The sequence below is a fragment of the Roseovarius dicentrarchi genome (assembly GCF_003316635.1).
GTDB lineage: Bacteria > Pseudomonadota > Alphaproteobacteria > Rhodobacterales > Rhodobacteraceae > Roseovarius > Roseovarius dicentrarchi.
In genome coordinates this window covers 161,123-188,016 of the sequence record NZ_QNQP01000006.1, presented here as the reverse complement: position 1 = coordinate 188,016, position 26,894 = coordinate 161,123, and the positions used below count along the sequence as shown (strand labels likewise).

Genomic DNA, 26,894 nt, shown 5'->3' with positions numbered 1-26,894 from the left:
GCCGCCGCGCAGCGCCCGACCGCCCCCCGGGCGGGCGCTTTCGCAACGTCCGACCACTGCGGGACCGTTCGATGCACTTGCACCATAAAGCACATTGTTCACCGGGCAGCAGCGCCCCCCCGCGGTCGGGCGCTGCGCGGTCACTTGGCGGTCGTTGGCTACATCCGGGGTTGTCAGGCGCACGCTCGGCTTCGAGCGCCCCGCCCGTGGGAACCACGGGCAGCCCCAGACCGCCCCCACGGGCGGGGGCTTTGCCCCCACCCTCGGCCGGGGGCCGCCCTTGGTGGCTGATGGCGCGGTCATTTGAGGGCGCCCAGTTTGGAGGGGTCGAAACCAACTTCTGGAGTCAGAAGGACCTCGTCCTTGTTCATTCTAACACTGACGTTTGCCAACGTCAGAATATGCTTTATCCGGTCAACTTCGGTAAAATCCTTGCTATCTTTCGCCTCAAATCGCTTGGCTTGAAGATCTTTTGCGATAGCTGCTAAAGTAATATGGGCGTCACGATGCTTTGCCACGCGGGTCGCTAATTGTTTATCGTCAAAAATACCCAAGAAGACTACGTTTCGGGCCAATTTATCAGCATCGCCTGAACCGTTCAATTTGCTGAGGCAGTTGATTGCCGCATGAGTATTCAAATCGTCACAGAGTGCATCAATGATTGCGGTTTCTGGCTCAAGACGACTGGCGTTATCCAGATTTCCGTATTGAGCAATATGCTCAATGAAGCCGTGGATTCGGGATTGGGCTTCGACCGATTTCTCCGCCGTCCAATCCATCGGCTTCCTGTAATGCGTGCTTAAAAACACAAACCGGATCACCTCGCCCGGCACGCCCTGATCCAGCAGATCGCGCACGGTGAAAAAATTGCCCAGCGATTTGGACATCTTCTTGCCCTCGACCTGCAACATCTCGTTATGCATCCAGACCTGCGCGAACCCGCTGCCCGGATGGGCGCAGCAGCTTTGGGCGATTTCGTTCTCGTGGTGCGGGAACATCAGGTCGTTGCCGCCGCCGTGGATGTCAAAGCTGGCACCCAGCAACTCATACGACATCGCGGAACATTCGATATGCCAGCCGGGGCGGCCCCAGCCCCAGGGCGAGTCCCAGCCGGGCTGATCGCCGCTGGACGGCTTCCACAGGACGAAATCCATCGGGTTACGCTTGTAGGGGGCCACCTCGACCCGCGCGCCGGCGATCATGTCGTCGATGCTGCGGCCCGACAGGGCGCCGTATTCGGTATAGCTTTCGACGGCGAACAGCACGTGGCCCTCGGCGGCGTAGGCGTGGCCCTTGGCGATCAGATCCTCGATCATTGCCACCATTTGCGGGATAAACTGCGTCGCGCGGGGCATCTGGTCCGGCTCCAGCGCGCCGAGGCTGCCCATGTCGTCCAGAAACCACTGGATCGTCTCGTTGGTGATGTCCCCGATGGGGCGGCCGGACTCGGCCGCGCGCGTGTTGATCTTGTCGTCGACGTCGGTGAAGTTGCGCACGTAGGTCACGGCGTCCTTGCCATAGACATGACGCAAGAGGCGGTAGAGCACGTCGAACACCACCACCGGGCGCGCATTGCCCAGATGCGCGCGGTCGTAAACGGTAGGCCCGCAGACATACATCCGCACGTTTTCCGGATCGAGGGGGGTGAACTCCTCCTTGCGGCGGGTTTTGGTGTTGTGCAGCTTGATCTTGGTCATGGGGCCTCGCGGGGGGATGGTTGCGGCGGGCTTAGCAATTTCGGCCCTTTAATGGAATAGCCCAGATCGCCGCGCCTTGTGGACAGGGCCGGTAGGGGCCGGGATGGCGGTCTGAAAACGACACAAGTCGCAATCAGGACAGACAGGCCCCTGTTTGTGTGGCGTCATCGCCTGATAACAGGGAGAGGTGGCCATGACGCCATTCAGCAAAATTGCCCTTGTCGTGCGCACCATCGGTGCCGCAAGGGGGCGTGCCGCACGCGGTGGGCCGGGGCGCGGTATCTGACGCCGCCTACCCCCCTCAGCATTTTGCAAGCGAGCCCCTGACATGAACGCAATTCCCCCCCGCCGCACCGGTGGACGCGCCGCGCGGCGCGCCGAACGCTCCGCCCCGATCCTTGCCAACATGCGCTCGGTCCGCCCCGGCATGGAGGGCGGGCGCTACAGCCCGCTGACCGATGCCGAGGTGCTGCGCATCCACCACACCGCGCTGGACGCGCTGGAACAGATCGGCCTGGCCGACGCGCCGCCCAGCGGCGTAGAATACCTGACCGGCGCGGGCGCGATCCTGGGCGATGACGGGCGCATCCGGTTTCCCCGCGCGCTGATCGAGGAGACCATTGCCAAGGCGAACCGCAGCGTCACCCTGTTTGGCCGCGATCCGCAGCATGACATGCAGCTATCGGGCAGCCGCGTGCATTACGGCACGGCGGGCGCCGCTGTGCATATGGTGGACGTGGACGGGCGCAATTACCGCGAATGCACGGTGCAGGACTTGCATGATGCGGCGCGGATTGCCGACACTCTGGACAATATCCATTTCGTCCAGCGCCCCATGGTCTGCCGCGACATTCCCGACAACATGGAAATGGACCTGAACACCATCTACGCCTGCTGCGCCGGCACGACCAAACATGTCGGCGTGTCCTTTACCGAGCGCGCCTTTGCCCGCGAGGGCCTGAAAATGCTGCACATGATCGCAGGCAGCGAGGCGGCATGGCGCGAGCGGCCTTTCGTGTCGAACTCGAACTGCTTCGTCGTGCCGCCGATGAAATTCGCCACCGAATCCTGCGAGGTGATGGAGGAGGTCATCATGGGCGGCATGCCCGTGCTGCTGCTGAGCGCCGGTATGGCGGGCGCAACCGCGCCCTCGACCATTGCGGGGGCCATCGTGCAGGCGACGGCGGAATGCCTTGCCGGGCTGGTTTACGTGAACGCGGTGAAGCCGGGCCATCCGGCGATCTTTGGCACCTGGCCCTTCGGGCTGGATCTGCGCACCGGCGCGATGACCGGCGGCTCGGGCGAGCAGGCTTTGCTGACGGCAGGCTGCGCGCAGATGCACCGGTTCTATAATCTGCCCGGCGGCGCGGCGGCGGGCATCACCGATGCCAAACTGCCCGACATGCAGGCCGGGTGGGAGGCGATGTGCTCGAACGTCATGGCGGGGCTGTCGGGGCTGAACATGGTCTATGAGGCCGCGGGCATGCACGCCTCCTTGCTGGGGTTCTGCCTTGAATCGCTGATCCTTGGGGATGATCTGATCGGCCACGCCCAGCGCTGTGTGCGCGGCATCGAGGTGGATGACGAGACGCTGGCGCTGGAGCAGATCCGCGAGGTGTGCATTGATGGCCCCGGTCACTATCTGGGCACGGCGCAGACGCTGGCGCGGATGCAGTCCGATTATCAGTACCCCAAGATCGGCAACCGGATGAGCCCCAAGGCATGGGACGAGGACGGCAAGCCGGACCTGAACACGGATGCAACCCGGCGCAAGGAGGCGATCCTGTCGGAACCGTCCGCTGCGCGGTTCGCGTCAGACGTGGATCAGGCGATTCGGCAGGCGTTCAAGATTCACCTTCCAACCTGACACGCCCCCGGCGTAGGTTGCCCGCGTAGCAACCAAGGGGCGCGCGATGAGCACCACAGTTTTTGTCGCGGTTCTGGGCGCGGCCATCCTGCACGCCGGCTGGAACGCATTGGTCAAGGGCGGCGCGGACAAGCTGGTGGCGATGGGCGCCGTCGTCATCGGCCACGCGCCGCTGGCCCTGCTGGCGCTGTTTTTCGTGCCGCTGCCGGCGGCGGAATGCCTGCCCTTTCTGCTGGGCGGCATCACGCTGCATGTCGGATACCAGATATTCCTGATGCGCGCCTATCAGACGGGCGACCTGACCCAGGTCTATCCCATCGCGCGCGGATCCGCGCCGCTGATAGTGGCGCTGTTTTCGATGCTGGTTCTGGGCGTCCATCTGGAACGGATGGAGGTTCTGGCCATCGCCATCATCGGTATCGGCATCCTCAGCCTTGCGATTGTGCGGCGCAGCGATGGCCAGCGCAATCCGAACGCGGCCGCGCTGGCGCTGACAACAGGGCTGTTCATCGCGTCATATTCGCTGGTTGACGGGCTGGGTGCGCGGCTGTCCGGCTCGGCTGTGGCGTATTTTTCGTGGATGGCGCTGATCAATGCGGTGCTGATGGCGCTGTATCTGGTGGCGCGCAGGCCCGGAACGCTGCGGCGGATCGCGCGGCAGGGGCGCCTGCCGCTTCTGGTGGGCGGGCCTGCGTCCTATGTGGCGTATTCGGTGGTGACCTGGGCCTTTACCCAGGCGCCCATCGCGCTGGTCACGGCGCTGCGCGAGACCAGCATCGTGTTTGCCCTGCTGATCGGGGTCGTGGTGATGAAGGAACGGCTGGACCTGGCCAAGCTGTTTTCGACCGCCGCGACCCTGTCGGGCGCGATGCTGCTGCGCTTTAGCCGCTGACAGCGGCCCTTGCAGGGGCCGCCTGCGTTTCATTAGGGTCGGGCCGGCAGGCGTCATTCGCGCTCGCATAGCAAGGAGAGACATCCGATGTGGCAATTCTGGGTTGATCGCGGCGGCACGTTTACCGATATCGTCGCCAAGACGCCGGAGGGCGCGCTGCGCACCCACAAGCTGCTGTCGGACAACCCCGAGATCTACCCCGACGCCGCCGTTCACGGGATCCGCACATTGCTGGGGCTGGGTGCGGATGATCCCATCCCGCCCGGCCAGATCGGCGCGGTCAAGATGGGCACGACCGTCGCCACCAACGCCCTGCTGGAGCGCAAGGGCGAGCGAACGCTGCTCTTGATCACCAAGGGCCTGCGCGATCTGCTGCGCATCGGCTATCAGAACCGGCCACGCCTGTTTGATCTGAACATCCAGCTGCCCGAATTGCTGTATGAGGACGTGATCGAGGTGGATGCACGCATCGCGGCGGATGGCGAGGTCATCGCGCCGCTTGATCCCGGCCCCGTTCGGGAGGCGCTGATTGCCGCCCATGCCAAAGGCTATCGTTCGGTCGCGATTGCGCTGATGCATAGTTACCGCTTTCCTTCGGACGAAAAGGCATTGGGCCGGATCGCGGCGGAGGCGGGGTTTAGCCAGGTATCGCTCAGCCACGAGGCCAGCCCGCTGATCAAGCTGGTCGCGCGCGGCGATACGGCGGTGGTCGATGCCTACCTGTCGCCCATCCTGCGCCGCTATGTGCGGCAGGTGGCGGATGCGCTGGGCGCGGGCAGCGGCGGGTGCGAGCGGCTGATGTTCATGCGCTCCAGCGGCGGGCTGACCGATGCGGCGCTGTTCGAGGGGCGCGATGCGATCCTGTCAGGCCCCGCAGGCGGGGTGGTGGGCATGGTGCGCACCGCCGCCGAACTGGGGTATGAGCGGCTGATCGGCTTTGACATGGGCGGCACCTCGACCGATGTGTGCCATTATGCCGGCGAATTCGAGCGCAGCTTCGAGACCGAAGTCGCGGGCGTGCGAATGCGCGCGCCGATGATGTCGATTCACACGGTTGCGGCGGGGGGCGGGTCGATCCTGTCCTACCGCGACGGGCGGATGCAGGTCGGCCCCGATAGTGCCGGCGCCAACCCCGGGCCCACCGCCTACCGGCGCGGCGGGCCGCTGACGGTGACCGATTGCAACGTGCTGCTGGGCAAGCTTCAGCCGGATCTGTTTCCGCCGGTATTCGGCCCCGAAGCCGATCAGCCGCTGGATGTAGAAGCCGTGCGCGCGAAATTCGACGACATGGCGCAGCAGATTGGCGGCGACCGGTCGGTTCAGGAGATTGCCGAAGGATTTCTGCGCATCGCCGTGGAAAACATGGCCAACGCGATCAAGAAGATCAGCGTGCAGCGCGGCTATGACGTGACCAAATACACAATGAACTGCTTTGGCGGCGCGGGCGGGCAGCATGCCTGCCTTGTGGCCGATGCGCTGGGCATGACGACCGTGTTCATTCACCCCTTCGCCGGCGTTCTGTCGGCTTTTGGCATGGGGCTGGCCGATGTGCGCGCGATGCGCGAGCATCAATTCGGCAAGGGGTTTGACGCGCTGGCCGAGGCGGAAGAAGCCCTCACCGCGCTGGTCGAGGACGCGGTGAACGAGGTTGCCGGCCAAGGCATCCCCGAGGCGCAGATCACCGTCGCCAAAATGGCCCATATCCGCCCTGACGGTGCGCAGCAGACGCTGGAGGTGCCTTTCGGATCACCCTCCGACATGACGCAGGCGTTCGAGGCCGCGCATCAGCAACGCTTCGGCTTTGTTCCCAAGGGGGCAAAGCTGCTGATCGACGTTCTGACCGCCGAGGCCATCGGCGCCACCGGCGAGGGCGCGCCTCTGCCCGATACCGGCGGCGGGGCAGAGGCGGGCCAGACCGCGCCGATGTGGTCGGGCGGCGCAATGTGCGACGTGCCGGTGGTGGACCGCACCACAATGGCCAGGGGCGACACCCTGCAAGGCCCGGCGATCCTGACGGAGCCGACGGGAACCACCGTGCTGGAACATGGCTGGGCCGCCGAATGTGCTGCCGGGGGCAACCTGATCCTGCGCCGCACCATCCCCCTGCCCCGGCAGGAGGCGATCGGCACGCAGGTGGACCCGGTCATGCTGGAGGTGTTCAACAACCTCTTCATGTCCATCGCTGACCAGATGGGCGCGACGCTGGCGAACACCGCCTATTCGGTGAACATCAAGGAACGCTATGATTTTTCCTGCGCCATTTTCGACGCGGCGGGCGATCTGGTGGCCAACGCGCCGCATGTTCCTGTGCATCTGGGGTCAATGTCCGAAAGCGTCCGCACGGTGCTGCGCCAGAACGCCGGGAAAATCCGCCCCGGTGACGTGTTCATGATGAACAACCCCTATAATGGCGGCACCCACCTGCCCGATGTGACCGTCATCACCCCGGTGTTTGACGAGGGCGGCACGCACATCATCTATACCGTCGCCAGCCGGGGCCATCACGCCGATATCGGCGGCAAGACGCCCGGATCGTCCCCCCCCGACAGCCGCAGCATCACCGAGGAAGGCGTGCTGATCGACAATTTCCTGCTGGTGGCCGAGGGGCAGTTGCAGGACGCTCAGGCGCGCGATTTGCTGGCCTCCGGCCCTTATCCGTGCCGCAATATCGACCAGAACATGGCCGATCTGGCCGCGCAGATCGCCGCCAATGCAACCGGCGTGGAGGAATTGCAGAAAATCACGCGGCAATTCGGGCTGGACGCCGTGCATGCCTACATGACCCATGTGCAGGACAACGCCGAGGAAAGCGTGCGCCGCGTTCTGGACGTGCTGCATGATTGCCAGTTTACCTATCCGCTGGACAGCGGCGCGCAGATCAAGGTGTCCATCACCGTGGACAAGGCAAGCCGGCGGGCCAAGATTGATTTCACCGGCACATCCGCGCAGAGCGAATTCAACTATAACGCGCCCCTGGCGATCTGCCGCGCCGTGGTGCTGTATGTGTTCCGAACGCTGGTGGGCAGTGACATTCCGATGAACGAGGGCTGCCTGAAACCGCTGGATCTGGTGGTGCCCGAGGGCAGCATGATCAACCCGCGCGCGCCCGCAGCGGTGATTTCGGGCAATACCGAGGTCAGTCAGGCGATTGCCGATACGCTTTACGGGGCGCTGGGGGTGATCGCGGGCAGTCAGGGGACGATGAACAATTTTGTCTATGGCAACGACGTGCATCAGAATTACGAAACGATCTGCGGCGGCACCGGCGCCGGCGACGGGTTTGACGGCACCGACGCGGTGCACAGCCATATGACGAATACCCGCATGACCGACCCCGAAGTGCTGGAGTCGCGCTTTCCCGTCCGGGTCGATGAATTTTCCATCCGCCACGGCTCGGGCGGCGCTGGTGCATACACGGGCGGCAACGGCATCATCCGGCGCCTGCGGTTTCTGGAGCCGATGACCGTCACCGTCCTGTCGTCGCACCGGATCGTGCCGCCCCATGGCGCGGCGGGCGGTGGCCCCGGCGCGTTGGGCGAAAACAGCATCGCGCGCGCGGATGGCACAACCCGGCAGCTCTCAGGCAATGACGAGGCGCAGCTGAGCGCCGGTGATGTGTTCGTGATGAAAACACCGGGCGGCGGCGGCTATGGCCGTTAGTGCCGCGCGCAACAGGGGTCGCGACGCCCACCCTTACGGCCCTTTTGCTGCGGCGCGCGGCGGGCTAAGGCCGGGCGCCTGCCTAATGAAGTGCTGACCATGACCCTGCCCGACATCATCTTGCTGGCGCTTGCCGCGTTTTTTGCCGGCGGCGTGAATGCCATCGCAGGCGGCGGCAGTTTCCTGACCTTTCCGGCGCTGGTCTTCACCGGCGTTCCGACGATTGCGGCAAATGCCACCAGCGCGGTGGCCGTCTTTCCCGGCTACCTGAGCGGCGCGCTGGGGTTCTTGCGCGAATTGCGCGCATTGCCCGTGCGGCAAACCGCGCTGCTGATGGCGGTGGCGGCGCTGGGGGGCTTCATCGGCTCGCTGCTGTTGCTGGTATCGTCGCCCGGTGTCTTTGCGCTGGTGATTCCGTGGCTCTTGGGCTTTGCCACGCTGCTGTTTGCCTTTGGCAGGCATGTGGCCACCTGGGCGCAGCGGCATGTGGATGCAGACGGCTGGCAGGCCCGCGCCGCCAACCTGATCGTGTGCATCTACGGCGGCTACTTTAACGGCGGTCTGGGCATTGTCCTGCTGGCCATGCTGGCGGGGCTGGGCATGCGCGATCTGAACCAGATGAACGGGCTGAAAAACGGCATGTCCTTTGTGGTGTCTGCCGCGTCGGTCGCCACCTTTGCGCTGGCGGGGATCGTGGTCTGGCCGCAAGCGGTGCTGATGATGGTGGCTGCCACGCTGGGCGGATATGCCGGCGCGCGCGTGTCGCGGCGCCTGCCGCCGCAGGTGATCCGCGCGGCTGTGGTGGCGATCGGCGCTGCCATGACGCTGGTGTTTTTCCTGCGGATCTAACGCCGGGCTGGACATGAGGGCGCGAGTGGGTTGATGATGGATCAGGCGGCGCTGCTGCCGCCCGGCCCGGAACACAGCCGCCCCCTGGCGCGTTGTCTTTCGGTAATCGGAGATCGCCATGCCCTCCTTCCGCGCAAACTATATCACCCGTCCCATCCACCGCTGGGCCAAGAAGGCCCTGCCGGCGCTATCGGATACCGAGCGCGAGGCGCTGAACGCCGGTGACGTCTGGTGGGAGGCAGAGCTGTTTTCGGGCAATCCGAACTGGGATATTCTGCACGCCGTCAAGGCGCCCAAGCTGACGGCGCAGGAGCAGGCGTTCATCGACGGCCCCTGCCATACGCTGTGCGGCATGATCGACGATTGGAAGATCAATCAGGAAACCGCCGATCTGCCGCCCGACGTCTGGCAATTCCTGCGTGATAACGGTTTTTTCGGCATGATCATCCCCGAGGCGCATGGCGGGCTGGGATTTTCCGCCTTTGCCCATAGCGAGGTGATCCGCTTCATCTCGACCCGGTCGGTCGCCGTGGCGGTGACCGTGATGGTCCCCAACTCGCTGGGACCGGGCGAATTGCTGCACCAGTTCGGAACGCAAGCGCAGCAGGATTACTGGCTGCCCCGCCTTGCCGACGGGCGCGAGCTGCCCGCCTTTGGCCTGACCAGCGCCGAGGCGGGATCGGACGCCAGCGCGATGGTTGATGACGGCGTCATCTGCAAGGGCGACTGGCAAGGCGAGGAAGTGCTGGGCATCCGCCTGAACTGGACCAAACGGTATATCACCCTGTCGCCGGTCTGCACCGTGCTGGGGCTGGCGTTCAAGCTGCGCGATCCGGATGGATTGCTGGGCGGGGCAAAGGAGATCGGCATCACCTGCGCGCTGGTGCCGACGCATCTGGACGGGGTCGAGATTGGGCGACGGCACATCCCCTCCACCACCATGTTCATGAACGGGCCGACCACCGGCAAGGATGTGTTCATCCCGCTGGAAAATATCATCGGCGGCCCCGATTATGCCGGACGCGGCTGGATGATGCTGATGAGCGCGCTTGCCGCCGGGCGCGGCATTTCCCTGCCCTCGATGGGCTGCGCAGCCATCGCGCTGGCCGCGCACACCACCGGCGCCTATGCGCGTATTCGCCAGCAGTTTCGCCTGCCTATCGGCAAATTCGGCGGTGTGCAGATGTGCATGGGCCGGCTCGCCGCCGATGCCTATGCGATGGACGCCGCCCGCCATCTGACTTGCGCGGGGCTGGATCAGGGCAAATCCCTGTCGGTGATCTCCGCCATCATGAAGGCGCACGCGACCTACCGCATGCGCGATGCGCTGAATGACGCGATGGACGTGCATTCCGGCAAGGCGGTGATCGACGGGCCGTCGAACTACCTCTTGCCGCTATATCGCGCGGTGCCGATCGGGATCACGGTGGAGGGCGCGAATATCGTCACCCGCAGCCTGATCATATTCGGGCAGGGATCGATCCGCGCGCATCCGCACATGCTGGACAACATGATGGCCCTGCAAGAGCCGGATCGCAACAAATCGCTGGAGATGTTCGATAAATCCATATGGGCGCATATCGGCCATACCACGACCACGCTGTTCCGCGCATGGGGCCGTGCCCTGACCGGGGGCCGCTTTGCGCCTGCGCCGGATGCGGGGGGCGCGACGCATATCTACCGCCGTCTGTCACGCTGGTCGGCGGCCTATGCGCTGACGGCTGATTTCTGTTTCCTGACGCTGGGCGGTGCGCTGAAGCGCAAGGAGATGATCTCGGCCCGGATGGGCGATGTCCTGTCGGAGATGTTTATCCTTTCCGCCGCATTGAAGCGCTGGCAGGACGAGGGTCGGCAGGACGCCGACCTGCCGGTGCTGACCTACGCCGCCGAGGCCGGGTTTCAGCGCATCCAGACCGCGCTGGACGATGTGATCGTCAACCTGCCCGCGCGCTGGGCGGCGTGGCTGCTGCGCGCCATCACATGGCCGGGTCGCCGCGAAAAGGGGCCGAGCGACAGACTGATCGCCGAATGCAGCGATCTGATCTATGCCCCGTCGCCCACGCGCGACCGCATCACCGGGGGCATCGGCGGCGGGTGCCTGCATCCGGGCATCACGTTGCTGAATGACTGCTACGCGCAGGTCACCGCAATGGCCCCGGTGATGACGCGCCTGCGCGACGCGCGCAAGACCCCGCAAGAGGCGCTGGAGGCCGGTATTCTGAGCGACGCGGAAATGCAGCAGATCACCGCGATGCAGGATCTGGTCGCCCGCGTGATCGCCGTCGATGATTTCACGCCGGACGAACTGCCCCGCTATTTCAACGGCTACAGCCAGAACGCGCAGAACCCCCATGCGCAGGACAAAACCCCGAAGGAGGCCGCGCAATGACGCAACCCCATGGCCAGCGTGTCTATCTTGTCGATGGCGCGCGCACCCCGTTCCTGAAGGCGCGCGGCGCGCCCGGCCCGTTCACCCCCGTCGATCTGGCGGTGCAATGCGGCCGCCCCCTGCTGGCGCGCCAGCCGTTCGAGCGGGATGCCTTCGATCTGGTGATCTTGGGCTGCGTGAACGTGCTGGCAGATGAAATGAACCCGGCCCGCGTTGCCGCGCTGCGGCTGGGGCTGGGCGAACGGACGGTGGCCTTTACCGTGCAGTTCAACTGCGGCTCCGGCATGCAGAGCATCGACACCGCGTATCGCTATATCCGGTCCGGCACGCATGACATGATCCTTGCGGGCGGGGCCGAATCGCTCAGCCATGCCCCGCTGACCCTGCGCCAGTCGGCGGCTGAATGGATGGGCAAATTCGCCGCGGCGCGCAGCCCGGTCGATAAGGTGCGCGCGATGTCGGGGCTGCGGCCCGAGTTCTTCAAGCCCGTGATCGGGCTGGAGCGCGGGCTGACCGACCCGATCACCGATCTGGGCATGGGCCAGACCGCCGAGATCCTGGCGCATCGCTTCGGCATCGACCGGCGGGCGGCGGATACCTATGCGATGCAAAGCCATCACCGCCTTGCACAGGCGCAGAAGGACGGGACGCTGGCGGGCGAGGTCGTACCGGCCTTTGCCCCCGATGGCACGGTGTACGACCATGACGACGGCGTGCGCCCGGACAGCGATATGGAGGGGCTGGCCAAACCAAAACCAGTGTTCGAGAAGCCCTACGGCAAGGTCACGGCCGGCAATTCCAGCCAGATCACCGATGGCGCGAGCTGGGTCATCGTCGCCTCGCAAAAGGCCGTCGATCTGCACGGGCTGGAGCCGCTGGCAGAGATCACCGACAGCGAATGGGCGGGCCTTGACCCCGCCGTGATGGGCCTTGGCCCGGTTCTGGCCGCGACGCCGATTGCGCAGCGGCACGGGTTCGGCGTGAATGACATTGACCTGTGGGAGCTGAACGAGGCATTCGCGGCGCAGGTTCTGGCCTGTCTGGCCGCATGGAACGACGACGCGTTCTGTAGCGAGGTTCTGGGCTATGACGCCGCCTTTGGCCGGATCGACCGGGACCGTCTGAACGTCGATGGCGGGGCGATTTCGCTGGGGCATCCCGTCGGCACCAGCGGCAACCGGATCGTGCTGCATCTGGCGAATGCGATGAAGAAACGAGGGCTCAAGCGCGGCATCGCAACCGAGTGTATCGGTGGCGGTCTGGGCGGCGCCATGCTGTTGGAGGCTGCGGTATGACCGGTTTCGTGATGGACTTTCTGGGCGCAGAGCTGCGCGAGACGGGCGGCGCGGGCGAGCGCATCGGCAACTGGCGCACGGGGCGGGATACGGCAGGCATCCTGTGGCTGGCAATGGATTGCGAGGGCAGCAGCACCAACGTGATTTCCCGCAAGGTGCTGGAGGAATTGAACACGCACCTGGCCGCTGCCGAGGCGGATCTGCCCCGCGCGCTGGTCATCCGCTCGGCCAAGGATGGCGGGTTTGCGGCGGGCGCCGATATCGCCGAATTCAAGGAGGTTGCCAGCGATCCCGAAACCCTGCTGCGCGAGGGGCACGCGGTGTTTGACCGGCTGGCCGCGCTGGCCTGCCCGACGATCTGCGTCGTGCATGGCGCCTGTCTGGGCGGCGGGTTCGAACTGGCGCTGGCCTGCGATATCCGCATCGGGGTGCGCGGCGCGTCGTTCGCGTTCCCGGAGGTGCAGCTGGGCCTGCATCCGGGGCTGGGCGGCACGTTCCGGTCCGTGGCGCTGATCGACCCTGTCGAGGCGATGACGCTGATGCTGACCGGAAAATCCGCGCATACAAAGAAGGCAAAAGCGCTGGGTCTGCTGGATGCCGTGGTAAAGGAACGCCATGTTGCCGCCGCCGTGCAGGCCGCCGCGAATGGCGATCTGGAGGAGCATGAACAGGGGCTGAAGGCGCGCGCCTTCAGCCTTGGCACCGCGCGCAGCTATGCGGCGCGGCAGATGCGCAGCCAGACCGAGAAAAAGGCGCCGAAAGCGCATTACCCCGCGCCCCACGCCCTGATTGACCTGTGGGAGGAGCATGGCGACGATCCCGCCGCGATGCAAAAGGCCGAGATCGAATCCTTTGGCAAACTGCTGCAAACCGACACATCGAAAAATCTGCAACGCGCCTTTTTCCTGCGCCAGCGGTTGCGCGGCAATGCCAAGGGCAAGGACGGCATCCAGAATGTGCATGTGATCGGTGCCGGCGCCATGGGCGCCGAGATTGCGGCGATGGCGGCGATCCGGGGCAAGCGGGTAACGTTGGGCGATACCTCCAACGCGGCGCTGGGGCGCGCGATGAAGCTGGCGGCGGAGATATGCGTCTCCAAACACCTTGGCGGTATCGAAAAGCGCAACGCGCTGGACCGGCTGATGCCCGACCCCGAAGGCTATGGCATCGCTACCGCCGACCTGATCATCGAGGCCGGGCCGGAGACGATGGAGATCAAGCGCAGCATCTACGAAGGGCTGGCATCGCGCATGAAGGACGGCGCGATACTGGCCAGCAACACGTCCAGCCTGTCGGTGGACGAGCTGGCCACCGACGCGCCCGATGCGGCGCGCTTTGCGGGGCTGCATTTCTTCAATCCGGTGTCGAGGATCGACCTTGTCGAGGTGGTCAAAGGCCCGGACACATCGCAGGAAACCGCCGCCCGCCTTGCCGCGTTCTGCGGCGCGATCGGCAAGCTGCCGGTGCATGTGGGCGACTATCCCGGCTTCCTCGTCAACCGCGCGCTGGTGCCCTACCTGATGGAGGCGATGGCGCTGCTGGACGACGGCGTGCCGAAGGAGGTGATCGACAGCGCCGCGCTGAAATTCGGCATGCCGATGGGGCCGGTGACGCTGGCCGATCAGGTGGGGCTGGATATCGGGCTGCATGTTGCCCAAAGCCTGTCCGAGGGGCTGGAGAAGCCGATGGCACCGATCAGCCAGACCCTGCGGGACAAGGTCGCCGCAGGCGAGACAGGCAAAAAGGCCGGCAAGGGCTTTTACGACTGGTCGGACGGCGCGCCGAACCCGCAAAGTGACAAGGATGGCCCCGACGACCTGACCGACCGGCTGATATTGCCCATGCTGGATGCCTGTGTCGAGGTTCTGCGCCGGGGCGTTGTTGCCGCCGAGGATGACATCGACGCCGCGATGATATTTGCCACCGGCTGGGCGCCGTTCCGGGGCGGTCCGATGCATTACGCACGGTCCCGCGGAATTGACGCGGTGGTGCAGCGCCTGCATGATCTGAGCGCCGCGCACGGCCCACGCTTTGACCCCGACCCCGGCTGGCAGTCGCTGAGCTGAGGCAAGCGCGATCTGGCACCCGGCCGGACAGTTGCCAGCGCGCAAACTGACCGCGCCAAACGCAAGGCGGCGTGATCCTGCCGTCGGGCACCTGCACATATCCGACAGGACCGGCCACCTTGCATGGACAGGCCCGGTGTCTTATCCGGTTAGGTGAAAACAGGGCATATTCGTGTGGTTGCCCCTGCGGCATTTAACGGAGACGGTTTATGAAAAAGGCGTTTGTGACGGGCACCACGGGTCAGGACGGCTCGTATCTGGTCGAGCTGCTACTGGACAAGGGATATGAAGTGCACGGTTTGAAACGCCGGGCATCATCGCTGAACACCCAGCGGCTGAACCATCTGTTTCAGGACATCCACGAAGAGCCGCGCTTTCGCCTGCATTACGGCGATCTGACGGACACATCGAACCTGACGCGCCTGCTGTCCGAAATCCAGCCCGACGAGATCTACAACCTCGGCGCGCAAAGCCATGTCGCCGTCAGTTTCGAGGCACCGGAATATACCGCCGATGTCGACGCGGTCGGCACGCTGCGCCTGGTGGAGGCGATGCGATTTCTGGGGATGGAGAAAACCTGCCGATTCTATCAGGCCTCCACCTCGGAACTCTACGGCCTTGTACAGGAAACCCCGCAATCCGAGACAACGCCGTTTCACCCGCGCAGCCCCTATGCGGTGGCCAAGATGTATGCCTACTGGATCGCCGTCAATTACCGCGAGGCCTACGGCATGTATGCCTGCAACGGCATCCTGTTCAACCACGAGAGCCCCCGCCGCGGCAAGACGTTTGTGACCCGCAAGATTACCCGCGGCATGGCCAATATCGCCCAGGGGCTGGAGGATACGCTGTACATGGGCAATATCGACAGCCTGCGCGACTGGGGCCACGCAAAGGACTACGTGCGCATGCAGTGGATGATGCTGCAACAGGTCACGCCCGAGGATTTCGTTATCGCCACCGGCGTGCAGCATTCGGTGCGCGAATTCATCACATGGGCCGCCGCCGATCTGGGCATCACGCTCAGGTTCGAGGGGACCGGCACGGATGAGGTCGCCATCGTCGATGCGGTCACGGGCGATGATGCGCCCGGTGTCAAACCGGGACAGGTCGTGATGAAGATCGACCCGCGTTATTTCCGGCCCGCCGAGGTCGAGACGCTCTTGGGCGATCCGTCCAAGGCCAAGGCCAAGCTGGGCTGGGTGCCGGAAATCACCGCCCGCGACATGTGCAGCGAAATGGTGGCCGAGGATCTGCGCGCGGCGCGCAGTCACAGCCTTCTGGCCGCGCATGGCTACGCCAGCCATATGGGCCAAAGCCAATGAGCGCGGCAGCACCCCATCGCGGCACCCTGCTTCTGACCGGCGGAAGCGGCATGGTGGGCAGCAATATCCGCGAGCATCCGCGCGCGGCGGAATGGACCATTCTGGCGCCCGGCAGTCGCGAGCTGGACCTGACCGACACCGCCGCGACCTATGACTATATCCAGCGCACGCAGCCCGACATCATCGTTCATGCCGCCGGCAAGGTCGGCGGCATCCAGATGAACATGGCCAATCCGGTGGATTTTCTGGACGTCAACGCCGTGATCGGGCGCAACGTCATCATGGGCGCGCGCGCCGCGAAGATCCCGCAGATGATCAACCTGGCCTCGACCTGCATCTACCCCCGCGCCGCGCCCAACCCGCTGGTCGAGGATGCGATGCTGACCGGCCCGCTGGAGCCGACGAACGAAGGCTATTCGCTGGCCAAGATCATGGCGCTGCGCCTGTGCCAGTATATCCGCGCGGAAACGCCCGAGCTGCTGTACAAGACGCTGATCCCCTGCAACCTTTACGGTCGCCATGACACGTTCGATCCGGCAGCATCCCACATGGTCCCCGCCGTCATCGCCAAGCTGCACGCGGCGCGTGAGGCGGGCATTGACACGATGGATATCTGGGGCGACGGCACCGCGCGCCGCGAATTCATGTATGCCCGTGATCTGGCCGGTGCGGTCCTGCGCGCCGCCGCCGACATGGAGGCGCTGCCCGATCTGATGAATATCGGCGTCGGCCACGATCATTCGGTCACCGACTATTACAACGCCGCCGCCAAGGTTGTTGGCTGGCAGGGCAGCTTTGAGCATGACCTGTCCAAGCCGACCGGCATGAAGCAAAAGCTGTGCGATACCACCCGCCAGACCGATTGGGGCTGGCAACCCCAGACCAGCCTGCATGACGGCATGGCACTTACCTATCAATTCTTCCTGGAAAGGCAGTCTGCATGAGCGCCCGTTTCCCCCTCGCCACGTCATCCTGGGACCAGGCCGAACAGGACGCATTGCAACGCGTCATCGCGTCCGACCGGTTCACCATGGGCGCAGAAGTGGCCGAATTTGAACGTCGGTTCGCCGCCCATTTCGGCACCAATCACGCGATTATGGTCAATTCGGGATCGTCGGCAAACCTGTTGATGGTCGCCGCCCTGACCTATACATCGAACCCCGATCTGAAACTGTCCCCCGGCGACGAGGTGATCGTGCCTGCCGTGTCGTGGTCCACCACCTACAATCCGCTGCACCAATACGGGCTGAAGCTGAAATTCGTCGATGTCGATCTGGAAACGCTGAACTACGATCTGGACGCGCTGGCGGGCGCCGTGACGGACCGCACCCGCGCGATGATGGTGGTCAACCTTCTGGGCAATCCCAATGATTTCGACCGCATCGCCGACATTACCAAGGGCCGCAATATCACGATGATCGAGGATAATTGCGAATCCATGGGCGCCACGCTGGGCGGCAAAAAATGCGGCACATTCGGCGTCATGGGCAGTTTTTCCACCTTCTTCTCGCACCATATTTCCACCATGGAAGGCGGCGTTGTCGTCACCGACGACGAGGAACTGTATCACGTCATGCTGGCCCTGCGCGCCCATGGCTGGACCCGCAACCTGCCAAAGGAAAACCACGTCACCGGCACCAAAAGCGATGATCCCTTCGAGGAAAGCTTTCGCTTCGTTCTGCCCGGCTACAACCTGCGCCCGCTGGAGATGTCCGGCGCGCTGGGGATCGCGCAACTGGCCAAGCTGGACGGGCTGATCGCCGGGCGCCGCCGCAACGCGGCCCTTTTCGTGGACGCCATGCAGGACCATCCGAAATTCACCATTCAGCGCGAGATCGGCCAAAGCAGCTGGTTCGGGTTCAGCCTGATGCTGCGCCCAGAACTGGCCGATAGCCGCGCCGATGTGGTGCGCGGGCTGGACGCGCTCGGGTTCGAGTGCCGCCCTATTGTTGCGGGCAACTTCGCGCGCAAGGAAATCGTCAAACACTTCAATTACGAGGTGCATGGCGACCTGACCAACGCCGACTACCTCGACAAACGCGGCCTGTTCGTGGGCAACCATCATTACCCTGTGGACGAGGCAGTGGCCGAGCTGGCCAGGTTCTGATCTGAACAGACTGCCTGACGAAACAGCCGCCGATGATATCATCGGCGGCTGTTTTTTTGTGGCTCTGGTGCGGCGCTACGTCTTCTTGCGCTGCGTCAGGCGCGCGATGATCGCAAAGAACAGCGGCACGAACAGAACGCCCAGAACAGTGGCCGTAATGGTGCCGGACAAAACGCCCGTGCCGATCGCCGTGCGCCCGCCCGACCCCGCGCCGGTGCTGAGAACCAGCGGCGTTACACCCAGCGAAAATGCCAGCGACGTCATGATGATAGGGCGGAAACGCTGCCGCGCGGCGTCAACCGCCGCCTCCCATATCGTCTCGCCCGCCTCGCGTTTATCGCGTGCAAATTCGACGATCAGGATCGCGTTCTTGCCCGTCAGGCCGATCACCGCCAACAGGCCGACCTGAAAGAACACGCCATTCTCGAAACCGCCGAAATAGGCCCCTCCCAGCGCACCCAGAACGCCGATGGGCATGGCCAGCATCACCGCGAACGGGATCGACCACGATTCATACAGCGCCGCCAGCGCAAGGAAGATCGCCGCCAGCGACAGCGCATATAGCAGCGGCGCCTGACTGCCTGATTCCTGCTCCTCCAGAGACAGGCCTGTCAGCGAAATCTGGAAACCGGGCGGCAGCTGTTCGGCCAGCCGGTAGATTTCATCAATCGCGTCACCGGTGGACACGCCCGGCGCGGGCGAGCCCTGAATTTGCATCGACGGCACACCGTTATAGCGGTTCACGCCCTGCGGTCCCTGGCTCCAGCCGGCCGTGACAAAGTTTGAAAACGGCACCAGCCCGCCACTGGCATTGCGCACGCGCCATTTTTCAATGTCAGACGGGGTACTGCGCGCGTCAGGCTCGCCCTGGACATAGACCCGCTTGATGCGGCCTTCGTCCACGAAATCATTGACGTATTGCCCGGCCCACGCGGTGCTGAGCAATGTGCCGACATCGGTGGCCGACACGCCCATCGCCCCGGCACGGCGCCAGTCGATATCCAGATTGAACTGCGCTGCATCCTCCAGCCCGCTGGGGCGGGCGCTGGCGATCAGCTCGCTTTGAGCGGCCATGCCCAGCATCTGATTGCGCGCCTGAAGCAGTTGTTCATGGCTTTGGCCGCCGCGCGCCTGCACGTAGAAATCAAAGCCTGACACGTTGCCCAGCTCGATCACCGACGGCGGCACGATGGGGAACACCATCGCGCCCTTGATCTGGCTGAACGCCCCGAAGGATCGCCCGGCCAGCGCCTGAACGCTCTGCGCGGCGTCTTTGCGGTCTGCCCAGTCTTTCAGCCGGACAAAGGCAAGCCCCAGGTTCTGGCCCTGACCGGCAAAGCTGAACCCGACCACGCCGAACACCGATTCGACCACGTCCGTTTCCTGCGTCAGGTAATACTCCTCGACCTGTTTGATCACGTCCAGCGTCTGTTCGGCTGTGGTGCCGGTGGGGCCCTGGATCAGCGTGAACATGATGCCCTGATCCTCTTCGGGCAGGAACCCCTCGGGCGTGCGGATGAACAGGCCCACCATGATCGCGACGATCACCAGATAGACAATGCCCATCCGGAACGGCCGCTTGACCATCCAGCCCACCGTGCCCGCGTAGCGGCCCAGCAGGCGATCAAAACCGCGGTTGAACAGGCCAAACGGGCCGCGCTGCGTGGCGCCGTCGTGGTTGGCCTTGAGCATGGTCGCGCACAGGGCCGGCGTCAGGGTCAGCGCCACCAGCACCGACAGCGCCATCGCCGAAATGATCGTGACCGAAAATTGCTGATAGATCACACCGGTGGAGCCGGGAAAGAAGGCCATAGGCACGAACACCGCCGACAGCACCACCCCGATGCCGATCAGCGCGCCGGTGATCTGGTCCATGGATTTCTTGGTGGCTTCCTTGGGCGACAGCCCCTCCTGCTCCATGATCCGCTCGACGTTTTCCACCACCACGATGGCGTCATCGACCAGCAGACCGATGGCCAGAACCATGGCCAGCATGGTCAGCGTGTTGATCGAAAAGCCCATCAGCGACAGGATGCCGAATGTGCCCAGCAGCACCACGGGCACCGCCAGCGTCGGGATCAGCGTCGCGCGCAGGTTTTGCAGGAACAGATACATCACGAAGAAAACCAGAATGATCGCTTCGATCAGGGTCTTGATCACTTCCTCGATCGAGATCTCGACAAAGGGCGTGGTGTCATAGGGGATGACGTATTTGATGCCTTCGGGGAAAAACTCGGCCAGCTCGTCCACCCGCGCCTCTACCGCCTTGGCCGTGTCCAGCGCGTTCGCGCCGGAGGCCAGGCTGATCGCCATGCCCGAGGCGGCCTGCTGGTTATAGCGCGAAATCGTGCCGTAGTTTTCGGCGCCGATTTCCACCCGCGCAACGTCATTGATCAGCACCAGGCCGCCATCGGTTTCGGCGCGGATGACGATCTGGCGGAAATCCTCGGGCGTGGTCAGCAGCGATTGCGCGGTGATCGTGGCGTTCAGCACCTGACCGTCCACCGCAGGGCGCGAGCCGAATTCACCGGCGGAAATCTGGGCGTTCTGCGCGCGCACGGCATTGACCACATCCGCCGGCGTCAGCTCGAACGCGGCCAGTTTGGCCGGGTCCAGCCAGATGCGCATGGCATACTGCGCGCCAAACACCTGCACGTTGCCGACGCCGTCAACGCGGCTCAGCTCGTTCACCATGTTGGTGCTCAGGTAATCGCCCAGATCGGTCGCGTCATAATCGCCGTTCTCGGCAATCAGCGCGATCACCATCAGGAAGCCCGAGGACGATTTTTGCACCGTCACGCCCTGCCGCTGTACCGGCTCTGGCAGCAGCGCTGTGGCCTGCGCCAGCTTGTTCTGCACCTGCACCTGCGCGATATCGGCGTCTGTTCCCGTCTCGAATGTCAGCGTGATACTGGCGCCGCCCGCACTGGTCGAACTGGAAGAAATATAGCGCAGCCCGTCCAGACCGGTCATCTGCTGTTCGATCACCTGCGTCACGGTATTGGCCACCGTTTCGGCGCTGGCACCGGGGTAGGATGCGTTGACGGAAACGGTGGGCGGCGCGATTTCGGGATACTGCGCCACCGGCAAGGTGACGATGGACAGAATGCCGATCCCCATGATGAAGATCGAAATGACCCAGGCAAAGATCGGTCGGTCAATGAAAAAACGTGCCATGCTTGGGCGCTCCGGGGTCAGGTCGGGGTCAGGTATGCAGCAGAAGGCCCGCTGCGCAATGGGGCTTATTCGGCAGTGTCGGGGTCTGCCGGCGCGGGCGCGGCATCGGTCGCCGCGCCTTCGGCATCGGCGCTCTGGCGTTCTTCGGGGGTCACCTTTGCGCCGGGCGATGCCTTTTGCAGCCCTTCGACGATGATCCGGTCGCCGCTCTCGACCCCGCCGGTCACAACCCAGTCAAGGCCCAGATCCTGCTGCACGGTCAGAACGCGCTGCTCGACCGTGCCATCGGGGCCGACAACCATCGCCGTCGGCTGGCCGCGCCGGTTGCGCGAGACGCCTTCTTGCGGGATCAGAAAAGCGCCCTTGGCCTGTCCGCTGGGCATTTCGGCCTGGACATACATGCCGGGCAGCAGCAGCTTGTCGGGATTGGCGAAGGTGATGCGCAGCACGACGACGCCGGTCAGCGGATCCACAACCGGCTCGGCGGCGGTCAGCTGGCCGGATTGTTCGAACGTGGTGCCGTCGGCCAGCGTCAGCTTGACCTCCTGCACGCCGGTGGTGGCACGCGCGTCGCGGTCACCGCGCCGGAAATCGAGGATTTCCGCCGCCGATTGCGTGACGTCCACATAGATCGGATCAATGTTGCGCACCGTGGCCAGCGGCGCTTGCTGACTGGCGGTGACCAGTGCGCCGGGGCTGACCATGGAGCGGCCGATTTCACCCGAAAGACGCGCCCGGATCACGGTGCGGTCCTGCTCGATCTCGGCCGATTGCAGCTGCGCCTGCGCGGCCTGAAGGCTGGCAACCGCGCTGTCGCGGTCGGCCACGGCGGTATCCAGCGCCTGCTCGCTGACGACATTGCGCTGCGACAGGGTCTCCAGGCGGTCAGCCTCGCGGCTGGTCGCCTTGACCTGCGCTTCGGCCTGCGCAACGGCGGCCTTGGCCTGCGCAACGGCGGCATCATAGCTGGCCGGGTCGATTTTATAGAGGATGTCCCCCTCCTCGACGCGCCCGCCCTCGTCGAACAGACGTTCGGTGATGATGCCGGCAACCTGCGGGCGCACCTCTGCCTCGGCGGAGGCGACGACGCGGCCCGGCAGCGTGGTCGTCAGATCAACGTCCTGCGCCTCGACAGTGACCACGGTCACGGCGGGGGGCGGCATGTCGCCCTGCTGCGCCAGCGCCGGGACGCTCATCAATAGCGGCGCGATCAGCAGCGCCGCCCGGCGCGCGTGGGTGAGGAGGTAGGTCATAAGTGCAGAATCCAGACAAAAAGCGAATGTAATCGACCGGGCGGAGAATAGCCCATTAAAAGCAGGGAGCAAGAGGCCCACCCGCACCATTGCGTGAGACAGCCCGGCACAAAGACCGCCGGCACCGATCGCAGCGCCGGCAAGGGGACCCGATTTTTCGCGAAAAATCGCCGCCCGCCCCGCAGGGTGCGCGCAAGGTCAGCGCAGGCCCCTGGCCGCAATCTCGCCCGCCAGCTGGCGCATCGCCGCGCCGCGCGCCGCCGCGATATCCTGCGCGGTAAATGCGCCGCCGATGGGCGTGACCAGCGAAAACAGGTTCGCGCGGTCGCGGCCACTCTCCGGCGCGACAAAATACTGACCCGACAGGCGGAAGGTGCCATCCGCATGGGCCAGCATTTCCTCGATCCGCAGCTCAACCTCGACCTGCGCGCGGTCCAAAAACGGCCACGGCTCGGACGCGACGCGCGCGCCGGTGATCTGCGCCAGATAGCGCGTCAGCTCCAGCGTGATGGCGCGGCCCGGCTCGTCGGCCCACAGCAGCCCGGCGCCGGGGCTGATGACGCCATCCAGTCCGGCGATATAGATGTCTTCGGCCGCCGCATAGGTCGGAAGGGAGACCGCGCGCAGGGCCACGGTGCCGTAGGCGATACGCTGCTTTTGCACCACATCGGCGCGCGGCACGGCGACGCGCGCATCGGGGGTGCCGCCGCAGGCCGCCAGCAGGGTGGTCGCGGCCAAAATGGCCAGTGGTCCTGATTTCAACATGGCATCATCTTCCTGTCAGTAGGGAATTTGGATTGCGTTCAATGGCTTTGGCCAGTGACGACACGGCCTGCGCCGCCCGCTGCACCTCGCGCAGGGTGTCGCGCGCATCGCGGCCAAGGCCGGCGTTGGCCTGATAGCCCTCGATCGTGGTGCCCGCCTGTGCCAGAATCCGCCGCGCCTGTTCGATCAGGCGGGGCAGGTCCGCGCTGGCGCCGGCAACGGCATCGGCGGCGTTGCTGGCCGAATTCAGCGTGTTCTTGGCCGTTTCGACCACGCCGGCCTCGCGCAGCTGGGTCAGAACGGCGCTCAGCTCGGTCAGAGAGGTGTTCAGGCTGGCGGGCAGTTCGCGCGTGCTGGACTGGTTCAGATAGCTGTCGACGGTGGTCAGCAGCTCGGTCATCTGGCCGGCCATCTTGTCGATGGCGACCTCTTCGATATTGGCGGCAACCGCGTTGATCCGCGCGATCAGGTCCGGCACGCCCTCGACCGCGGAATTCACGCCGCCCGCCGCCTCGGCCGCGTCGTCCAGCGCCTTGCCCAGACGGGCCGACAGTTCCTGACTGTTGAAGCTTTCGATCAGGGTCGCCATCTGGTCGATCACGCCGCTCAGCTGGTTCGGCAAAGCCTTGATATCGTCGGACGTGATGACGCCGCGCGCATCGGCCAGCAAACCGTTCAGGTTATCGGGCGCGTTGCGAATCCCCTCGCTGGTGATCAGCGCGTTGAAGTTGCCCAGCAGGCTGATCGCCTGTTCCATGATTTCCTCAACCGGCAGATTGTTGATGCGGTTGAACACCCCCTCGGCGGTGGCCGACACGTCGGATATGTCGCTGCTGGTGGTCGGGATACGCGCGCCGCCCTCGTCCATGCGGACAATTTCGGCGGGCGGCGCATCGGGCACCTGCGCCAGTTCCACCTTGAGGCCGCCGGTCAGGATCGACGTAGTTGCCAGCCGGGCGCGCAGCCCCTCGCGCACCCGCTCGGCCAGAAATTCCATCGCCGCCGTGTCATCGGCCGCACCATCGAGGCCCAGCCGTCCGGGCCGGATCGACAGGGTGGCCACCAGACGAACGCGGTTGTCGCCGAAGGTTTCAGGATCAACCAGACCGTTCAGCGCCGACACCCGGCCAATGTTCAGGCCGGCCATTTCCACGGGCGCATCCACGGCAAGCCCGGCGATGTTCTCCTCGAACACCGCCGACAGGGTAACGGTATTGCCCTCATCCCCCGAGAAGACGGCGGCCCGTGCCGATGCCTCGTCGGCGTAGATCGACATGACGGATCCCGGCTCCAACGGCTCCCCGCCCGATACCATCGTGGCGAAGGTGACGCCGCCCGAAATCAGCGATGCGATGGACGAAAAGTCCAGCGCCGCGCCGCCCGGTCCCAGCGAAAAGGAAAAACCGGAGGTGTCCCAGAACCGGGTTGCACTGTCGACCAGACGGTCGTGCGGCTCGTAGATGATGGCCTCGGCTTCGGCGGTGCTGCCATCCTCGGAAATCGCGGTTTTGCCGATCCGGCCCACTGCGATGCCCCGGTAGATTACCGGCGCGCCTTCGGTCAGTGATGTCTTGCCGGTGGCGCGCAGGGTCAGCAGCAGACCCTTTTGGTTCAACCGCTCCAGCGGGGCGTCGGTCAGACCCTCGAATTCGGTGTGCATGCCGCCGGGCGTGCTGTCCCACAACCCTTCGATAAAGACGCCCGACAGAACCGTATCCAGCCCCGAAACACCCTGCGCCGTGACCTGCGGGCGCACCACCCAGAACTGCGCGTCGGCATCCACGAATTCGGCAACATCCTTGTTCAGGCGCACAGATACCAGAACCCGGTCCAGCCCATCGGTAAAGCCGATCTTTTCGACCATGCCGACGGTGACATCGCGGTAATGCAATTCCGTCGATCCCGCCGATATGCCCGAGCCGTTGTCGAAAGCGATCTCAATCAGCGGGCCGCGATCCATATACGTCTTGACCGCCACGCCGATGACAGCCAGCAGCGCGATGGCCGGAATGATCCAGACCACAGACAGCCGCCGGAACGGGCTGGAGCCGGCAGGCTTGACCGGCGGAAGGGGCGGGTTTTCAGTGCCGTGTGTCACGCAGGGCGTTCCTTTTCAGCGATGGGTTCGGGCGGCAGATCCGGCTTAGGCGTGCGGCCCGTGTCCCAGATCAGCCTGCTGTCGAAGCTTTGTGCAGATATCATGGTAAAGATGACGGACAAGGCGAAAAAGATACTCGCGCGGCCGGGCGATATATTTACCAGTGTTTGCAACTGCACCAGCGCCGACAGCACCGCGACGACAAACACGTCGATCATCGACCAGCGCCCGATATATTCAACCACCTCATACAGCCGCTGGCGCAGCCCGTCGGAAATTTGCGGCCCGTGCTGCACGCCGATCACAAGGCCCAGAATGATCACGAATTTGGCCATCGGGATCACGGCGCTGGCGATCAGGATGATGATCGCGACGCCCCAGTTGCCATGCTGCGCCAGTTCGACCGCGCCGCCGATGATGGTGTTGCTCTGGGTCGAAACCAGCGTTTTCGTCTCCAGCATCGGGTAAAGGTTGCCGGGGATGTAGCAGGCCACACCCAGCACCCACCACGCCATCACCTTTTGCAGTGACATCGGATCGCGCGATTGCACCCTGCCGCCGCAGCGCGGGCAGATTTCCGTCCCCGCCGGGGACACGCGCGTGCAGCGCTTGCAGCCGATCAGGCCCATTTCACGTGCTGTTTTCATGGCTCCAGCGATTTCCAGATCGAATAGCGGCACATCAGGCTGTCGGTCAGCACAAAGATGATCATCAGCGCCGCGAACATCCACGCGGCGGGGCCAAGGCTGACCTCGGCCAGATCGCTCAGCTTCACCAGCGCCACGGCGCAGCCGATGGCAAAGATTTCGGCCATCGACCATGGGGTCAGGTCTTCGGCAAGGCGGAATGCCTGCCGGGCCAGTGGCGCGGGCGGCTTGTCCTGAATGATCGGCACCAGCACATAGATCAGCAGGATCAGCCGCGCCATCGGGATGAAGATGATGAACGCCAGAATGGCGGGCGTCAGAATGGCCAGCATTCCGGTAAAGGCAAAGCTGGTCTGCACAATCGACGTGCCGTGGTGCAGCCCCCCTGCCCCGATGGACAGGAACGGGAAAAACATCGCGCCGGTGATCAGGATCAGGATGCTGGAGGCCAGCGCGATCAGACGCTTGCCCGCCCTGCGGCGCGGGGCAATCAGCGTGGTGTGGCACCTTTGGCAATAGGCGCGCTCGTTCCGGGCCACCTGCGGCGTGGCATAGACCAGATCGCAATGCGGACAGGCGATAAGCTGGTCCAGCTCATCGTCGGAAAGGTGTGATTGAGGTGCGCGCGTCTGGATCATTCGGCGCACATTGTCGCTGGAGTTTGCGGCAACCGCAAGCTGGGTTGATGCGCGCAAGGCTATCGGCGGCCAGGCAGCGTGGCGATTTCGGCGTTAGGGTGATGTTTTCAAACGCATATATCCGACTTCACGTCTTTGCAAGGTTCCGGGCGCAGGTGGCCGGATTGCC

Annotated in this window: 17 protein-coding genes; 10 read left to right on the top strand and 7 right to left on the bottom strand. The window is 64.5% G+C overall.

Features of this window, described 5'->3' with window-relative positions; translation table 11 throughout:
- Positions 1 to 299 precede the first annotated feature (299 nt).
- Positions 300 to 1,697, bottom strand: coding sequence for a cysteine--tRNA ligase (gene cysS, locus DQ230_RS06610; RefSeq protein ID WP_113911780.1), 1,398 nt, complete (start codon positions 1,695 to 1,697; stop codon positions 300 to 302).
- Between the two features lie 328 nt (positions 1,698 to 2,025).
- On the opposite strand from cysS, the gene DQ230_RS06605 reads away from it, so the two are divergent.
- The 10 genes from DQ230_RS06605 to DQ230_RS06560 all read left to right on the top strand — a co-directional run bounded on the left by DQ230_RS06605 (position 2,026) and on the right by DQ230_RS06560 (position 18,147).
- Positions 2,026 to 3,564 (top strand): trimethylamine methyltransferase family protein, encoded by a 1,539-nt coding sequence (locus DQ230_RS06605; protein ID WP_113911779.1) that lies wholly within the window; start codon positions 2,026 to 2,028, stop codon positions 3,562 to 3,564.
- 46 nt (positions 3,565 to 3,610) lie between these two features.
- The gene (locus tag DQ230_RS06600) at positions 3,611 to 4,456 is read left to right on the top strand and encodes an EamA family transporter (RefSeq protein WP_113911778.1); all 846 of its coding nucleotides are present in this window, start codon (positions 3,611 to 3,613) and stop codon (positions 4,454 to 4,456) included.
- A gap of 87 nt (positions 4,457 to 4,543) precedes the next feature.
- Positions 4,544 to 8,116, top strand: a complete 3,573-nt coding sequence (locus DQ230_RS06595) for a hydantoinase B/oxoprolinase family protein (protein ID WP_113911777.1) — start codon at positions 4,544 to 4,546, stop codon at positions 8,114 to 8,116.
- A gap of 99 nt (positions 8,117 to 8,215) precedes the next feature.
- The gene (locus tag DQ230_RS06590; protein WP_113911776.1) at positions 8,216 to 8,965 is read left to right on the top strand and encodes a sulfite exporter TauE/SafE family protein; all 750 of its coding nucleotides are present in this window, start codon (positions 8,216 to 8,218) and stop codon (positions 8,963 to 8,965) included.
- Between the two features lie 118 nt (positions 8,966 to 9,083).
- Positions 9,084 to 11,354, top strand: coding sequence for an acyl-CoA dehydrogenase (locus DQ230_RS06585; protein WP_113911775.1), 2,271 nt, complete (start codon positions 9,084 to 9,086; stop codon positions 11,352 to 11,354).
- Positions 11,351 to 12,649 carry an acetyl-CoA C-acetyltransferase gene (locus DQ230_RS06580; RefSeq protein ID WP_113911774.1) on the top strand — a complete coding sequence of 433 codons (1,299 nt, stop codon included), beginning with the start codon at positions 11,351 to 11,353 and terminating at the stop codon, positions 12,647 to 12,649. Before DQ230_RS06585 ends, DQ230_RS06580 begins: the two co-directional genes overlap by 4 nt.
- Positions 12,646 to 14,715, top strand: coding sequence for a 3-hydroxyacyl-CoA dehydrogenase NAD-binding domain-containing protein (locus DQ230_RS06575; protein ID WP_113911773.1), 2,070 nt, complete (start codon positions 12,646 to 12,648; stop codon positions 14,713 to 14,715). The genes DQ230_RS06580 and DQ230_RS06575 overlap by 4 nt, the downstream gene beginning before the upstream one ends.
- A 209-nt stretch (positions 14,716 to 14,924) precedes the next feature.
- Entirely contained in the window at positions 14,925 to 16,040 is a 1,116-nt protein-coding gene (gmd, locus tag DQ230_RS06570; protein WP_113911772.1) for a GDP-mannose 4,6-dehydratase, read from the top strand.
- Positions 16,037 to 16,984, top strand: coding sequence for a GDP-L-fucose synthase family protein (locus DQ230_RS06565; RefSeq protein ID WP_113911771.1), 948 nt, complete (start codon positions 16,037 to 16,039; stop codon positions 16,982 to 16,984). The genes gmd and DQ230_RS06565 overlap by 4 nt, the downstream gene beginning before the upstream one ends.
- Entirely contained in the window at positions 16,981 to 18,147 is a 1,167-nt protein-coding gene (locus DQ230_RS06560) for a DegT/DnrJ/EryC1/StrS family aminotransferase (RefSeq protein ID WP_113911770.1), read from the top strand. The genes DQ230_RS06565 and DQ230_RS06560 overlap by 4 nt, the downstream gene beginning before the upstream one ends.
- A 75-nt stretch (positions 18,148 to 18,222) precedes the next feature.
- On the opposite strand, the gene DQ230_RS06555 is transcribed toward DQ230_RS06560, so the two are convergent.
- The 6 genes from DQ230_RS06555 to DQ230_RS06530 all read right to left on the bottom strand — a co-directional run bounded on the left by DQ230_RS06555 (position 18,223) and on the right by DQ230_RS06530 (position 26,725).
- A complete protein-coding gene (locus tag DQ230_RS06555) occupies positions 18,223 to 21,324 on the bottom strand; it encodes an efflux RND transporter permease subunit (RefSeq protein ID WP_113911769.1) in 3,102 nt (1,033 codons plus the stop codon).
- A 65-nt stretch (positions 21,325 to 21,389) separates the two neighbouring features.
- Positions 21,390 to 22,577: an efflux RND transporter periplasmic adaptor subunit gene (locus tag DQ230_RS06550; RefSeq protein WP_113911768.1), complete on the bottom strand. Its 1,188-nt coding sequence runs from the start codon at positions 22,575 to 22,577 to the stop codon at positions 21,390 to 21,392.
- Positions 22,578 to 22,775: 198 nt separating this feature from the next.
- A complete protein-coding gene (locus DQ230_RS06545) occupies positions 22,776 to 23,342 on the bottom strand; it encodes a PqiC family protein (RefSeq protein ID WP_113911767.1) in 567 nt (188 codons plus the stop codon).
- A 4-nt stretch (positions 23,343 to 23,346) separates the two neighbouring features.
- Positions 23,347 to 25,440 carry a PqiB family protein gene (locus DQ230_RS06540; RefSeq protein ID WP_238987441.1) on the bottom strand — a complete coding sequence of 698 codons (2,094 nt, stop codon included), beginning with the start codon at positions 25,438 to 25,440 and terminating at the stop codon, positions 23,347 to 23,349.
- On the bottom strand, positions 25,437 to 26,087 hold the full coding sequence (locus DQ230_RS06535; RefSeq protein ID WP_238987440.1) for a paraquat-inducible protein A: 651 nt from the start codon (positions 26,085 to 26,087) through the stop codon (positions 25,437 to 25,439). The genes DQ230_RS06540 and DQ230_RS06535 overlap by 4 nt, the downstream gene beginning before the upstream one ends.
- The gene (locus DQ230_RS06530; protein ID WP_113911765.1) at positions 26,084 to 26,725 is read right to left on the bottom strand and encodes a paraquat-inducible protein A; all 642 of its coding nucleotides are present in this window, start codon (positions 26,723 to 26,725) and stop codon (positions 26,084 to 26,086) included. Before DQ230_RS06530 ends, DQ230_RS06535 begins: the two co-directional genes overlap by 4 nt.
- Between the last annotated feature and the right edge of the window lie 169 nt (positions 26,726 to 26,894).

Excerpts from the sequence above, each read along its gene's own strand:
- DQ230_RS06590 (WP_113911776.1), top strand. The coding sequence starts at position 8,216 with ATGACCCTGCCCGACATCATCTTGCTGGCGCTTGCCGCGTTTTTTGCC.
- DQ230_RS06535 (WP_238987440.1), bottom strand. The coding sequence starts at position 26,087 with ATGAAAACAGCACGTGAAATGGGCCTGATCGGCTGCAAGCGCTGCACG.
- DQ230_RS06560 (WP_113911770.1), top strand. The coding sequence starts at position 16,981 with ATGAGCGCCCGTTTCCCCCTCGCCACGTCATCCTGGGACCAGGCCGAA.
- DQ230_RS06600 (WP_113911778.1), top strand. The coding sequence starts at position 3,611 with ATGAGCACCACAGTTTTTGTCGCGGTTCTGGGCGCGGCCATCCTGCAC.
- DQ230_RS06605 (WP_113911779.1), top strand. The coding sequence starts at position 2,026 with ATGAACGCAATTCCCCCCCGCCGCACCGGTGGACGCGCCGCGCGGCGC.
- DQ230_RS06595 (WP_113911777.1), top strand. The coding sequence starts at position 4,544 with ATGTGGCAATTCTGGGTTGATCGCGGCGGCACGTTTACCGATATCGTC.
- DQ230_RS06575 (WP_113911773.1), top strand. The coding sequence starts at position 12,646 with ATGACCGGTTTCGTGATGGACTTTCTGGGCGCAGAGCTGCGCGAGACG.
- DQ230_RS06550 (WP_113911768.1), bottom strand. The coding sequence starts at position 22,577 with ATGACCTACCTCCTCACCCACGCGCGCCGGGCGGCGCTGCTGATCGCG.
- cysS (WP_113911780.1), bottom strand. The coding sequence starts at position 1,697 with ATGACCAAGATCAAGCTGCACAACACCAAAACCCGCCGCAAGGAGGAG.
- DQ230_RS06580 (WP_113911774.1), top strand. The coding sequence starts at position 11,351 with ATGACGCAACCCCATGGCCAGCGTGTCTATCTTGTCGATGGCGCGCGC.
- DQ230_RS06555 (WP_113911769.1), bottom strand. The coding sequence starts at position 21,324 with ATGGCACGTTTTTTCATTGACCGACCGATCTTTGCCTGGGTCATTTCG.
- DQ230_RS06565 (WP_113911771.1), top strand. The coding sequence starts at position 16,037 with ATGAGCGCGGCAGCACCCCATCGCGGCACCCTGCTTCTGACCGGCGGA.
- DQ230_RS06530 (WP_113911765.1), bottom strand. The coding sequence starts at position 26,725 with ATGATCCAGACGCGCGCACCTCAATCACACCTTTCCGACGATGAGCTG.
- DQ230_RS06545 (WP_113911767.1), bottom strand. The coding sequence starts at position 23,342 with ATGTTGAAATCAGGACCACTGGCCATTTTGGCCGCGACCACCCTGCTG.
- DQ230_RS06585 (WP_113911775.1), top strand. The coding sequence starts at position 9,084 with ATGCCCTCCTTCCGCGCAAACTATATCACCCGTCCCATCCACCGCTGG.
- gmd (WP_113911772.1), top strand. The coding sequence starts at position 14,925 with ATGAAAAAGGCGTTTGTGACGGGCACCACGGGTCAGGACGGCTCGTAT.